Origin of the sequence: Photorhabdus sp. RM96S (genome assembly GCF_042879335.1) — a bacterium.
GTDB lineage: Bacteria > Pseudomonadota > Gammaproteobacteria > Enterobacterales > Enterobacteriaceae > Photorhabdus > Photorhabdus kayaii.
On record NZ_JBHFKT010000023.1, the window covers coordinates 23,418 to 36,598 of the forward strand.

Below are 13,181 nucleotides of genomic sequence, written 5' to 3' on the forward strand. Positions count from 1 at the left end.
ATAATCCAGCCCCTGATCTCGCTACTGCCCTTGCAACACCAAAGAAAACAAATTTTCCCTTTAGGAGGTCGCCAATGGCGCTTCTTGCGCTTCTTGTGTTTTATTTTTTGCCTCAGCCACTATATCACTAAAAGAGCTTTCAAAATCATTCTCTTCACTTTCGATAATCTCTTCATTAGGAGTGGTCGATTTTGCATTAACTTTTAGATCAGTAACAATAGATGAAAACAGTTTTTTTCCTACAATGTTGTATAACTGCAAACCAATCGCCAATTTTTTCGACTCAAGACTCACATCTGAAGCTTTAATTGATTCCAACTCTTTAAACAGAGTATCAGATTCATCACCTGGAACATTTTGCATAAGCTGTAAGCAAAATGGGTGGACCTTTGATGATAAATCTTCATAACTGACATCATTAAGAATTTCAGTTATATCCTTAGATCTCCGCCCCGCTTGGTCTCGATCAACTTGCCTATCAATAATGTCTATCATTTTTTTTAATATCAAGTTGAGGCCTAAATCAATTTGTGATTGGGAATTTTCGGACCCAAGCTTAAGAAAGGAGCTACGCATTACAAAAAAACTACCAATAGAGGCATAAAGAACATTAGCGACTTGCTTACTCGCTTCATTCGTTGTTGTAAGATTTAGGCTTTCAGAAACTTGTTGATTGACACCAAAGGTATGTAATAAGAATAACCCAGCACAACAAATCAAGCCGTTAATGAATAAATAAAATGCCCCTGGAAGGCATTTCATTACTGAAACAGGTTCATCTTTATATCTTGAACCTAACTCGATAGCACTTAACAGAACACCAATTATAAAAACACAAAAGTATTCCATAATCCCCTCAAGACTGAAGAAGTTAGCAGGAGCAATCATCAATAAAATCAGCAAGATAGCCCTAGTCGGAAATGTGCTATCATCATATTTTTTGCTGTTATTTCGTAAGTTTAAGAATGGCATTCAGGCCTTCTCTGGTAAGTCTTATATTTAAATTATCTGGGCCAACATTATTAGAATCCCCGACACGTTCATGATTTATGATGCTGACGGATATATATCCTGATTTTTTTAAACCTTTAACAATTGTTGATAATGCATTGTAATTAATACCCATGATAGATTTTATTTGCTTAATTGTTGTAGTTGAGTTTGCATCATGAGATGTTAATACACCAATACATTTCAAAGCCTTATTTGAAAGCTCTTCATAAAAATCTAGGGTGCTTTTAGCCTCACTGTCTCGTAAAGCGGAGTAACTCATAATTCGTTTCATAAATTCTCCAAGTTAAACAATAACTTCTTCTTTAACATTAATGTCTAATGGCTTTAACAAATTATATTCATTGACAATATAATCATACAGTTTAGTCGTTTTTTTAGTTTTTAAGGTGACGACCAAAGAATAATTTAACTCTGGCAATGAACGCATTTCTTTATTGGATAATGCGTGACCTTCATCTCTAGTTAAATAGCGAATATCAAGACATGGCTCTAAGATACTTGTTGAGAAAAATGAATCACTCACTTTATAACATGTTTCCCACTTATGGGCGTCTCTTCTAAGTGTTTGTTCGTTACCATAAATTTTTGTTTTACTAAAAAGAGTTCTAGTAGCAGCTTCGGATGGTAATTTACCCGTAACTTTATCTAAAGTAAATTTTTTGCTATGCGGACGAAAAGTGACTTCAATTCCCGCGCGTGAATAACTCACTGGATGTTGATGATCGACCTCAGTATAAAAACAAATCGTTGCCTCCAATGCGACATTCGTCTTTATTTTTTGTAAAATACTAGGACACGGAATAGCGGCTCTTACACCACTACTTTTGTTCAAAATACCTTGGTAAATAATTGTAACTGAATCATCAGAACAAAATACAAAATTATGTAAATTTTTATCAACCCGCCCCCAACCACAACCTTTTTTATCATTGTTAGATTCCGCAGAGTGGATTAACAAACTTCTCAAAGTGGCAGGAGGTAACTTACCTAGAGTCATTCGATCTAATCGTGCAGCTAATCGAGTAACCAAGGGTGCTGCAAAACTTGTCCCATATTTCTTTTTCTCCTCAAAATCGTATAAACCAATAAGTCTAAGTTTTTCTCCTTGGTCAGAATTGCATCCACCAAAAAAAACAACATCCGGTTTAACATATCCTGGACGTCGACCAGGGCCGATACTACTATAATTTGCTCTAGACCATTTGTTTTTCTGAGAGTCAGTTGCGCCAATACTCATACCGTTAAGGATATCGGCCGGAGGCTGAATTCGAGCTAAATCCTCATCCTCTGGAAAATCATTAAGCATTCCTCCAGTGTTACCAGCCGCAATTATTAAGAGCACAGAACCATCAGCAGCAATTTTATCTAGAGTCGATGTCCAGAGATTCGGCTCATCATCTGGGCAAGGAACTTCCGGCCCTAAGCTTATATTGGCTATTTTATACTTTCTTTTAGAAAGGACTGAGCATATACGGTCAAGAACATCTACTAAACCAATATCTTCATCATCTTTTTCGCAATAGATTTTGTAGTGATCTAATGGAATGATTTCATGTTCATCTGAAGAAAGTTCTTCCATCGTTCCATACATCACAGCGGATGTTACAAGCTCGCCATGAGTAAATATTTTAGAATCACCATCGTTACTTCCTGTCAGATCAAAATATCTAAGATGCGTAGTTGATAGCTGGCTAGATATTAAACCGCCATCAAAAACTGCAACCAATGGTTGAGCATTTGCATTTTGAATCTCATGTTTAGATACAGCGATAGATTCTTTACCAGATACTTGTTTTTTTGCATCTGAGTTAACATCATCCATATCTAAAAAAGAATTAAATAAATTTATTTTAGATGCAGGCCTAACAACACGCACGAATACAAATTTAGCTAGTTCACTTATTTTAGAACAGTCAATTTTAACAAAACAAAATGCTAACCCACCAATAAACCTTATCTTACTTTTATCTATTTCACCATCCATCTTTTCGATAAAAGATATAAAACTTAAGACTTTATCTTTCTCTGTCTCGTCGGCATGCAAAACCACCTCATAAGTGTTATATTGCTCATCTTCTTTTGATTTTATTTTATCTTTGAATGAATATAATCGTAGCTCCTCTATTTTACCAATATCAGTACTAACCTCCTCGCTGAGATTATTTTCTTCAATATCGGCAAGAAGCTTCTCAAAAGAAGATTTTTTCCCGGATAAAAAATATAGCGAACTTGAGACGGATTGAGTCTTTTGAACTTTATTAACAGCAGTCTCAGGTTTAACAAAAACCTCTTTGCTACCAATACTAGTCAGTCCGTAGTCATTTAGCAAAGCTTTAGGATAATAGCTCTTAGCTAAAAAACTTGGATGAAGGGTTAAAGCTGTTACAATCGTATCATTAGGCTTGGCGTCAGCAGGAAGTTCATCTGCTTCAATCAGTGTATTTGCTAGTTTTGTTGCAACACGCCTAGAAGATATGTTGTAAGGATAAGGGTGAGGTTCATCACCAGGTGGTCTTCCTGAATAATCATTCGGAATAGCATATTTTTCACCATTACCTAAAATAACTTTTTTCATGTACATCCCTTATTCAGAAAGAGCTTTTTTTATCGTAGGCCTAGAAATATTTAATATTTCGGAAACCTTACGTTGTGAAACATTTGCTGTTACTAAATGCACAGCAATATTCTTTTTTTCTTCCAGCGTGAAATTATCTTTTTCTCCATTCTTTAAAAAAGATGTCGCTAATTGTGAAATCATATCTTTATTATCCAAAATAACTGATTTTTGGATAAGATTTATATCATTTCTGATATCACTATATGACATACCCTTGAACAAAATTGATAAATCAGCTATTTTTTTATTACCGGTTAAATTTAACAGAAACTCTTTTATTTCCTTGTCTTGCGGATATTTAAAATCGAGTTTTATTTCGAACCGTCTCCAGATCGCAGGATCAAGAAGCTCAGCATGATTAGTAGCCGCTATTAATATAGAAGTGCTAGGCCAATGATCTATTGCTTGTAATAACACAGTGACCAGTCGTTTAAGCTCGCCAATATCGCGTTCATCATCTCTTTTCTTTGCTAATGAATCAAATTCATCGAGCAATAAGATACATGGAGTATTAGATGCCTCTTTAAATATATTTATTAAATTATTACCTGACTGCCCTAATAAACTACTCATTATGGCAGCTAAATTTACTACTTTAATCGGCAATCCCATTTCACGAGCTAGCCATTCTGCTGTAAGTGTTTTTCCAACACCCGGCGGCCCTTTAAAAATAAGAGTTTTGATTGGCTCTAATTTATGTTGAGCTAGTTTTCTCGCATTTTTGTGCTCTTTAATAACTTGGCTTAGAGCCTCTTTGTTTTGTGAGCACAGCACTAATTTATTCAATTCATCATCATTCTTTTTTGCATCGAATAAAAACGTGTTATTTTCCTCACCTTTTATGAGGTGCGGATTGATCCTTTCTGGCGCTGAGCGTAATGAATTACCAATCATTTTTGATAATTGCTTACTTGACTCGGGGTCAGTTGTGCGCAGCTCACTGCTTAAAATATTAGCAATGATTTTCACTTGCTCCAACTTGCCTGACAGCGCTGAGTCCACCAACCGCACAATCAATTTACCATTCACGTAACCACCAATTCATTGATTTATAATGCAAAAAATAAAACATGGTATATTATAGTTCTTTTTCCTCATAAAGTTTACCAATTTTGTATACATTTTATGGCGAGAACGTACGGACAGTTACGCAGGAGTTCGATGCTGTCCTCTTATAGGACGCCCCCTCAGATGAAGAATGCAGTAAACTCACCTGGGACGGTTATCTATCAAGTTACAACTCTTAGGTATACTGCCCAAAACATCTTGATATGACGTTTTCAGGATCAGGTTGTTTCACCGTGGGTGCCGCTCTGCGCCAGACAATCCCCGCCTGAGCAAAGTAACGATAGAGGACATTTTGCGTCAGAGAGAGGTTGAGTCATTCATTAAGGGTATGAGTCATGAGCTCAAGGCTCCAGCGAGAGCGGAGATAGCCTAATTCTTGGGGGGATTGCTGTAATAAGACAAGCAATAAGTTATAGAGAGGGGAGAGATCCCAGACAGCAGGTCGGCCAACGGGTAAACTTTTGAGTCCTTCGAGCCCATATAACGTAAACCACTCAACCCAACGATTGACGGAAGAACGCGCGGCGTGAAGGGTTTTAGCAACATAAGTCACCGTCAATCCCTCATTGAGCATCAATAGCGCCGTCAATCGACGGGAATAGTTCTTATCGCGAGTTTTATGGATAAGTTTTCTCATTTTCTGGCATTCATCTTGAGGTATGGGTGCTATGATAGGCATCACTCAGTCCGTGTTGGGGTTTGGGATTTTTCGCAATTGATCAGATCGCAAAAATCGGACTGAGTTCCCTTCCAGTGATCTACTATTTTGAAAATTTATTTAGTTACACGATTTGGAAAAAAGGTAGTAGACGAAGAACTTTCATCAATTGGCAAACTAAAGTACTTTTATGGCAATTACGCTAAACAGCTGGAGTTTAGGGGGATGCATCATGAATTTCCCCTACTAAAGCTGTTAATTGAGGAATTATTACGCTTAGGGCACCATGACATTGTTAAATTTCTTCAAGGTATTCGGCGAGATTACGAGGGTCTTCTTCCTATCTATGTTGAATTAGTGGCTGCTATCATGTTTTATGCGATCTTAACAGGTGATCGTGACCGCTTCCTGATGCGTTTCATGAGGATTCAGCGTTGGTTTGACGATACGGCTTTATCCACAAGGCATCCATTTCGGGCATGGGGCAGGGACAACTACGAAAGATGCATGTACCTACTTCTAAGGCGATATCTACGGCACTTTTTTGGCGCAGCTATTGAGAGTCCCCAAGAAATTGTTGATCTCTACAACAGCTTTTTCTCACTTCAGGTTGTTGACGTCGGGGAGATGAGCCAAATCGTTAGCTTTTTCTATTTCATGGGCAGGCAGAGCAAAGAGACTACCTTTTTTATCATCCCAGAGTATGTGTTTGACACACTACCAGGGTCAGGCGACGCCTTCGGAAGTGGTCTTAAACTAAGTTGAAGAGGTGATGCAATACCATACACAAATAGCGCCAAAATTGTCGTTTTTGGCGCTCATTTTTCCACGCTTTGTGGCGACAATACAGTAAGTTAACTTACCACTACCATTCCAAAAAATTTCACACCCTCATTACCCCTTTGAAGTACCGAAAGACTTTCAGGTAATACATTCAAAGGAGCGCCTTATGTCCAAACACACTGATTCACAGGATGCGGTAAACGCATTCCAAGCCTGCCTTAGCTTCCTACCCTTCTCTACAACTGAACGCATCCTGAAGCAATTAAAGCAATCCATCGACTACGAGCCAGTGATTGGAATTATGGGTAAAACCGGCGCAGGTAAAAGCAGCCTTTGCAACGCACTATTCCAGGAGCAAATTTGTCTGACTAGCGAGCTTATGGCTTGTACCCGTGAGCCACAGCGCTTGGTCCTCACTGTGGGCGAACGCAGCATAACCCTTATCGATCTTCCTGGTGTGGGCGAAACTCCTGAGTTCGATGCTGAGTATATGGCGCTCTATCATCGTTTGTTTGTTGAACTGGATTTGGTTATTTGGGTATTACGGGCTGAAGACCGCGCTCGGGCAATAGATATTACAACGCACCGATTATTACTTTCTAATGGCGCTGATGCATCACGTTTCTTATTTGTGATAACACAGGCTGAATGTATTCCTCCGTTGCCAACTAACTCTGAGTGCAGGGATCGGCCTTCTCCAACACAATGCCTTTCATTGGCCGCCATCAGCGCCCAAATTGCGGGTCAGTTTCCCTCTTCTTATCCGGTAATAGCAGTTTCCGCTCATACTGGCTACAACCTGACTGTCCTTGTAGAGCTTATAGTGCATGCATTACCGATACAGGCTAGCAGCGCCTTTTATCGCCAATTGAAACCAGAGAACCTAACCACAGAGAGCAACGATGCTGTACGCCAGCGGTTTGGCGAGATGGCAGGAACTGCATTTGATACGGTGATAAACCCTGACTCTTTCCCATCAGGCTGGACCATCTTTTTGAGAACACTGCGCCAAAAACTAGTGCAACTTGCCGCCGTGTTGTGGGACAGAGTCTTTGGCTAACTCCATCTCCGTCAGGTTGTGTCGCTATGATGAATGTTTATCAGACAAAACCTTTCTTAACAATGCGTTATCGTGCCGCACTATTTTTCAGATTTCAGTACTTTAACCTATCTTTGCCGACATAACGTGTCCGGCCTGTGCTGCATAATAACCGAATGAAATAGAAACATATTTATTGCCCTGAGAGGCCATATGTCCGTCAACGAGCAAGACTCACGTTACGACCGACTGGCGATCAGATTATCGGTCATTATTAGCCGTCTGCTTTCGGGAGAAACACTCTCACTCAAATCTCTGGTGGATGAATTCGGTGTCTCTGAACGCACTTTACAACGTGACTTCAATCAGAGGCTAATCCACCTGGATATTCTGGATGAAAATGGACGATACCGTTTGAATGATTGCCAACCACCCGATTATTCATCTGGCGCATTCTCGTTTATCCGTACCACAGGGATTGCGCGGATAATCCCGGTGCAAGACAGGCAACTAATGAACCTGCTAATGAACGAGTCCGGGACTTCACCTTGTCTGATCTGGCATGCCCCCTTGAAATCCCATGTCGCGTTACCCGAGTTCTTTTCCCATCTTGTGCAGGCTATCAGCCAGAAACGACAAATCACTGTGTTGGTTGAAGGGGAGTGTCATGAAGCATTGGAGCCTTACCGTCTTATTCACTATGTGGAGGAATGGTATCTGGTGGTGTGCCAGTCGGGAAAAATCCGTGTGTTTGCTCTGACCAGTATTGGCGCTGTCACGCTTGATGAGGGGCGCTTTAAACGTCGCGAAGATATTTCATACCTGACTGCTGGTGAGTGCTTTATTGCGGCACTACCGCATTTTCCTCTTATCAGTGATGTTATTAACACATTTCGCTATTAGTCCCAGCTATCAGGAAGACCTGATTTAGCCTGTATATCTTATCTGTTATGGAGAACCTTTAATGAAAATAATCATACCTCTTAAAACTACGATACTGACAGTGATGTTAGGTGCCTCAGCTTTTAATGTTTCCGCAGCATGGCAAGTGAGTGGGACTTTTTGTCAGTCCTACACTGATGATGGACGAGTACTTGTTCGCGTAAGACCCGCAACAATAGGTTTGATTGAGCAGCAACCGCAATGCAACGGACGGGGCTCTACCGAACTATCAGGCTGTGCAAACCACCACTGCGACAAAAGATATCCAAAACATTATCAGCATGCTGAGGCCATACATCCCTAGGGAAGTATGGCCTTTTCGCTTTTATGCCCGAAGGAATTAATTATGACCCGATTAGCCAGCCGCTTTGGTGCGGTCAATTTAGTGCGCCGTGATCGCCCGTTAACCCAAGATGAACTGGCGCATTACGTTCCGAGTGTCTTCAGTGAAGAAAAGCATGAATCCCGCAGTGAGCGTTACACTTACATCCCTACCATTACCCTCCTCGACAACCTTCAACGCGAGGGTTTTCAACCGTTCTTTGCCTGCCAGACCCGCGTGCGAGATCTGAGTAAGCGAGAGCACACCAAACACATGCTGCGCCTGCGTCGCGAAGGACAAATTACCGGCAAACAGGTGCCAGAAATAATTCTGCTCAATAGCCATGACGGTTCAAGCTCATACCAGATGCTGCCGGGATTGTTCCGTGCGGTTTGCTAGAACGGGCTAATATGCGGTGAGAGTTTTGGCGAAGTGCGCGTACCGCATAAAGGAAATGTGGTGGAGAAAGTGATTGAAGGAGCTTATGAAGTGCTCGGAATATTTGACCGGGTAGAAGAGAAGCGCGATGCCATGCAGTCACTTCTGTTACCGCCACCCGCTCAGCAGGCAATGGCGAAAGCTGCATTAACCTATCGCTTTGGTGAAGAGCATCAACCAGTGACGGAATCGCAGATACTTTCGCCACGCAGATGGCAGGATGAAAGCAACGACCTTTGGACTACCTACCAACGCATTCAAGAAAACCTGATTAAAGGTGGGCTATCGGGACGAACCATCAAAGGTAAACGCGCACATACCCGTGCAGTGAAAGGTATCGACGGTGATGTGAAGCTCAATCGAGCACTGTGGGTTATGGCTGAGAATATGCTGCAACTTGCTTCATAAACTCTATCATGAAGGCTCTTTTGCCCCTACGACTAAACTCGTAGGGCTTTTTGCTTTAAGGAACAATTATGTCTGCACTCAATTTATTCCCGGAATTTCCTGTAAACGAGCAACGTGTTATTCACCGCGCACTGCGATTGCTGGAGAAGTATCAGCGTCAACCCAGTGAATCATTTACTAGCACCAGCGTTACTAAAACCTGGCTTCAACTCAGGATGGCACACCTTGAGCGTGAAGTTTTCATCGTGATGTATCTCGACAATCAGCACTGTTTGTTGGAACGAGAAACACTGTTTACCGGCACTCTGAGCCATACCGAGGTGCATCCCCGCGAAGTGGTGAAATCGGCCCTGAAGCATAATGCTGCTGCGGTAATTCTGGCGTACAACCATCCATCTGGTACGACAGAAATCAGCCAGCAAGATAAAAATATTACTCAGCGGATCGTGAAAGCGCTGGCGCTGGTGGAAGTGCGTGTGCTGGATCATCTCGTAGTCGGGAATGAGACAATTTCATTTGCTGAGCTGGGATTACTTTAAAAGGAGGTTTTCATGTCATTAATACCAGCCCATGAATGGGGACTACAAAGAGAAATTGTTCCACGGTTTGGTGCCAGATTAGTTCAGGAAGGCAACTGGCTGCATTATCTGGCTGACAGGGCTGGTTTAATGGGCAATTTCAGCGATACGGAATGCTTCAAATTGAATGACGCATTTCTGCACTTTATCAGCCAGATGGAATCGATGCTGACCACTGGTGAACTGACCCCCTGCCATCATCACTGTGTCACGCTCTACCACAACGGTTTTACCTGCGAAGCCGACACCTTGGCAGTTGCGGCTACGTGTACATCGCCGCTTATCCCACTCAACGCTAACTAATTTCACGAGAGCAAACATGAATACTCAACCTGCAACAACTCCACAGGCGGCGAAGCCATGTCTGTCGCCCGTGGCTGTCTGGCAAATGTTACTGACAAGCTTGCTGGAACAGCACTATGGCCTGACGCTAAACGACACGCCGTTCAGTGATGAAACTGTTATTCAGGAACACATTGAGGCCGGTATTACTCTGGCCGATGCCGTAAATTTTCTGGTTGAACGCTATGAGCTAGTTCGTATTGACCAAAAAGGCTTCTCTGTGCAAGATCAAGAACCTTGGTTAACATCTATGGATGTCCACCGAGCGCGATTTAAACTCAACATGGAACGTTTATAATTTAACCAGTTAACTGACAAGGAAAAACATGTGGGGGCATAATTGGGGGCATACTCACAAATCGCATAGAAAAATACTCAATAAATTCAACATGATTATCCATCTAATGCGACTCCTGTGATCGCCAATTGAGTTCTTTTGAACACCATCAAACTCAACAAATTGTTGTAACATTAATTGGGTAACGTGTGCATCGTTCAACGGATCGCCATTTGCATCTTCCTCTCATTGCCTTAAACTTTTCCTATCTTTGGTACAAGGAAAATCACATGTCGCACTACTGGTGGAAGGATCTTCTCGACCGGAACAACACTTGGCAGGGGCTGGAACTGCATAATCAGGCGGATCCCGCTGCGGTTGCAGCGATGGAAATGTGTAGCGGCCATAATGGCCGCATGACACTGTATATTCGCGAGACGCCGCTATTCTGGGCCTCGATGTTAAAAGATCATTCCGGCGTTTGGCTGGTGTTTAACACAGATCATCTGGACCAGCACGCACTGTTGCCGCCCATGACTTCGCAGGAGGTGGGGTCGATTCAACGTGCTGGGCCGCAAGCATGGACCGGTGGATGGTGCCGCTATTTTGCCCGTCATCTGCTAGAGTCCTCCGTTACGCTTTTGCCCGCCCGCCGCTGGTTGTTGCGGCCCATGTCACCCGTCGCGCCCACTGCGCCTTATACCCTTGAACGACAGATACCGGTTGAGTGCTGGTGTTTTCACGCGCCTGCCAGCGCCGGGAATATCGGTTGTGACTGGGCACTATACGGCGAAGATTTCCCCGATCTGATAACCCCTAAGCGCATCTCGCTGGTGGATTGGTGGTGGGGCGGCAATCGAAGAAGGGATCCCACCGCAGTTCCTAGTGCTCAGCGAACTCAGTGAACGGACGTTCGTGCCGGATCCAGAGTATCAGGTACGGGTGCTGCGGGCATTAGAAGTGCAGCAACGCAATAACTTCGGCTGCAATATCGATGGCATTAACCAGACACTAATCAATCTATATGATACGCGCTATCTCTATGCATCTACCCATAGCCGTGCCGTGCTGGGTGATGGCGAATCTTGGGAGAGGGAAGTGAAGGACTACCTACATAGACATCAGGCCAATGACTTTCTGGAGAAGATCCTACATCGGATCGCGTAATTCAGGGTAGGGAGACAACATTTATGCGTCTATGCGTCATGTTTTCAATGAGTACCGGGACACTATCCTCGCGTTTGTCGGCATCATTATCGTCAGCATCTCACTCGGTTTTGCTCTTTGGCAGGAGAGGGTAGAGATCAAACATCATCATGTTTCCGTTGAACCGCGAATAAATGCTTATTTCTCCAATGATGGTCGGAAAAATATGTGGGGGCATAATTGAGGACTCACGTCAAAATTGCATAGAGAAATAACCAATAAATCCAACTGAATGGTCTACGTTTAAGTAAGAAATGTTTCATCTGATTTTTTAGTAAAAACATCCCCAATGAAGGAGGTTAATATGGGTGTACCTTACGTCCGACTCGATAAAAATAAAGTAGCCGTTCTGCTGGTTGACCACCAGACCGGATTGATTTCTCTGGTACGTGATATTGAGCCTGACAAATTTAAGAATAACATTCTGGCATTAAGCGATCTTGCTAAGTACTTCCACCTTCCTACAATTCTTACCACTAGTTTCGAAACCGGACCAAATGGGCCACTGATCCCTGAGTTAAGGGAGCAGTTCCCTGATGCGCCTTACATTGCCAGACCTGGTAACATTAATGCTTGGGACAATGATGACTTTGTTAAGGCTGTTAAAGCAACAGGTAAAAAGCAGCTTCTTATTGCAGGTGTTGTCACCGAAGTGTGCGTAGCATTTCCGGCATTGTCAGCGATTGAAGAAGGGTTTGATGTTTTTGTTGTAACCGATGCATCAGGTACATTTAATGAAATGACACGAAACGCAGCATGGGATCGTATGTCACAAGCAGGGGTTCAGTTGATGACCTGGTTTGCAGTTGCGTGTGAGCTGCATCGTGACTGGCGAAATGATATCGAAGGACTGGCAAATCTATTCTCCAGCCATATTCCAGATTACCGTAACCTGATGACCAGTTTTAATCTTCTGACAAAGGAGTAACAACGATGTCATGCAACAGGAAGGGCTGAGTCATGATTACATTAATGGATAATTATGTTACAGGAACCCTATCCGATTACAGTGATAATCCTGCCTTGCAGACTTTCCGGGGATATTATTGATTCTAATAACTGACAGTATATAGTTAAAGGATCTCTATACAGAGGTCCTTTTTTGTTTTCATGAGAGGGGAATGTAAAGATGTAATATCCTTATAATTACAGTTCCATCTTATTAGGTAATTAAATTATTCATAGGATTATATACTGTGAAATATTATTGTGTTTTCATTGGAATGGATAGCGTAAATGAAACAATTAGGAAAAGTGAAAAATAATTTATTGAGCGACCAAGTTATAAATTCCATACTACATAGACTATTTTACATGAATATGAGTTTAATGATGATTATATAATAGGTAGAGTAAAAGGAATATGTATGTCTTATTTTTTATACAGCAGTTAATGTTGAGGGAAATAAGAAATTAAGAATGCCTCAGATTGAGGCATACATTAAAATTAGAGAATATTTTAATCAACTAGATAATAAAAAGGCATTAG

Annotated in this window: 12 protein-coding genes and 4 pseudogenes; 11 read left to right on the forward strand and 5 right to left on the reverse strand. The window is 42.0% G+C overall.

The window, feature by feature from the left end:
- Positions 1 to 60: 60 nt before the first annotated feature.
- The 5 genes and pseudogenes from ACGF49_RS14830 to ACGF49_RS14850 form a co-directional block, all read right to left on the reverse strand.
- Positions 61 to 972: a hypothetical protein gene (locus ACGF49_RS14830; RefSeq protein WP_113041264.1), complete on the reverse strand. Its 912-nt coding sequence runs from the start codon at positions 970 to 972 to the stop codon at positions 61 to 63.
- Positions 947 to 1,285, reverse strand: coding sequence for an Rrf2 family transcriptional regulator (locus ACGF49_RS14835; RefSeq protein ID WP_113041263.1), 339 nt, complete (start codon positions 1,283 to 1,285; stop codon positions 947 to 949). The genes ACGF49_RS14830 and ACGF49_RS14835 overlap by 26 nt, the downstream gene beginning before the upstream one ends.
- Before the next feature lie 12 nt (positions 1,286 to 1,297).
- Complete coding sequence (locus tag ACGF49_RS14840; protein ID WP_158536496.1) at positions 1,298 to 3,589, reverse strand: S8 family peptidase; 2,292 nt, start codon at positions 3,587 to 3,589, stop codon at positions 1,298 to 1,300.
- 9 nt (positions 3,590 to 3,598) lie between these two features.
- On the reverse strand, positions 3,599 to 4,660 hold the full coding sequence (locus ACGF49_RS14845; protein ID WP_113041261.1) for an AAA family ATPase: 1,062 nt from the start codon (positions 4,658 to 4,660) through the stop codon (positions 3,599 to 3,601).
- Between the two features lie 250 nt (positions 4,661 to 4,910).
- Positions 4,911 to 5,378, reverse strand: a pseudogene (locus tag ACGF49_RS14850) (helix-turn-helix domain-containing protein); the annotation flags it as partial.
- A 204-nt stretch (positions 5,379 to 5,582) separates the two neighbouring features.
- Here ACGF49_RS14850 and ACGF49_RS14855 point away from each other — a divergent pair.
- The 11 genes and pseudogenes from ACGF49_RS14855 to ycaC all read left to right on the forward strand — a co-directional run bounded on the left by ACGF49_RS14855 (position 5,583) and on the right by ycaC (position 12,620).
- Positions 5,583 to 6,122: a hypothetical protein gene (locus ACGF49_RS14855; protein WP_191214742.1), complete on the forward strand. Its 540-nt coding sequence runs from the start codon at positions 5,583 to 5,585 to the stop codon at positions 6,120 to 6,122.
- A gap of 184 nt (positions 6,123 to 6,306) precedes the next feature.
- A complete protein-coding gene (locus tag ACGF49_RS14860) occupies positions 6,307 to 7,200 on the forward strand; it encodes a GTPase family protein (RefSeq protein WP_113041260.1) in 894 nt (297 codons plus the stop codon).
- A 192-nt stretch (positions 7,201 to 7,392) separates the two neighbouring features.
- Positions 7,393 to 8,082, forward strand: coding sequence for a YafY family protein (locus tag ACGF49_RS14865; protein ID WP_113041259.1), 690 nt, complete (start codon positions 7,393 to 7,395; stop codon positions 8,080 to 8,082).
- Positions 8,083 to 8,143: 61 nt separating this feature from the next.
- Positions 8,144 to 8,425, forward strand: coding sequence for a hypothetical protein (locus ACGF49_RS14870; protein WP_228902798.1), 282 nt, complete (start codon positions 8,144 to 8,146; stop codon positions 8,423 to 8,425).
- A 42-nt stretch (positions 8,426 to 8,467) separates the two neighbouring features.
- Positions 8,468 to 9,289 (forward strand): annotated as a pseudogene (locus ACGF49_RS14875) (DUF932 domain-containing protein).
- Positions 9,290 to 9,357: 68 nt separating this feature from the next.
- Positions 9,358 to 9,828, forward strand: a complete 471-nt coding sequence (gene radC, locus ACGF49_RS14880; protein ID WP_113041258.1) for a DNA repair protein RadC — start codon at positions 9,358 to 9,360, stop codon at positions 9,826 to 9,828.
- 12 nt (positions 9,829 to 9,840) lie between these two features.
- Positions 9,841 to 10,166 (forward strand): annotated as a pseudogene (locus ACGF49_RS14885) (type IV toxin-antitoxin system YeeU family antitoxin).
- A 20-nt stretch (positions 10,167 to 10,186) separates the two neighbouring features.
- Complete coding sequence (locus tag ACGF49_RS14890) at positions 10,187 to 10,507, forward strand: TA system toxin CbtA family protein (protein WP_113041257.1); 321 nt, start codon at positions 10,187 to 10,189, stop codon at positions 10,505 to 10,507.
- A 269-nt stretch (positions 10,508 to 10,776) separates the two neighbouring features.
- A pseudogene (locus tag ACGF49_RS14895) lies at positions 10,777 to 11,653 on the forward strand (hypothetical protein).
- Between the two features lie 31 nt (positions 11,654 to 11,684).
- Positions 11,685 to 11,876, forward strand: a complete 192-nt coding sequence (locus ACGF49_RS14900) for a hypothetical protein (protein ID WP_262405107.1) — start codon at positions 11,685 to 11,687, stop codon at positions 11,874 to 11,876.
- Between the two features lie 120 nt (positions 11,877 to 11,996).
- Positions 11,997 to 12,620: an isochorismate family cysteine hydrolase YcaC gene (gene ycaC, locus ACGF49_RS14905; protein WP_113041256.1), complete on the forward strand. Its 624-nt coding sequence runs from the start codon at positions 11,997 to 11,999 to the stop codon at positions 12,618 to 12,620.
- Positions 12,621 to 13,181 lie beyond the last annotated feature (561 nt).